Origin of the sequence: Falsihalocynthiibacter sp. S25ZX9, from assembly GCF_041205405.1 — a bacterium.
Lineage (GTDB): Bacteria > Pseudomonadota > Alphaproteobacteria > Rhodobacterales > Rhodobacteraceae > Falsihalocynthiibacter > Falsihalocynthiibacter arcticus.
Map to the genome: position 1 here is coordinate 1 of NZ_JBGFCD010000310.1, position 286 is coordinate 286.

The following is a 286-nucleotide window of genomic DNA, read 5'->3' on the forward strand; positions in this document are numbered from 1 at the left end:
TGCTGGTGCGCCCCGCGTCGTCTGGACAGTTGGCCTATGCGGGTCTATTGCTATGGTTATTGGTCCTATTCTGGCTCCGCGCCGCCGATTTGCTCTATGCGCTCTTCTTCGGCCTCACCCCTTTTCCCGGCGCCGAAGTGGCCTTCGCCAACGTTCTGACAACAGGGCGCTGATGGTCGCTAATTCTGGTCGGCGGCGTAGTTGGCGGCCTTTTCGCGGGCTTCGCCTTCGCTCTCAGCCTGTTTTCCATACCAATGATGCTCGCCCAAAAACGCGACGCCCTTAC

The 286-nt window shown here is 59.8% G+C and carries 1 pseudogene; it reads left to right on the top strand.

The features are described 5' to 3' along the window. Positions 1–5: 5 nt before the first annotated feature. Positions 6–286: pseudogene (locus AB9F29_RS22370) on the top strand (DUF2189 domain-containing protein); the annotation flags it as partial.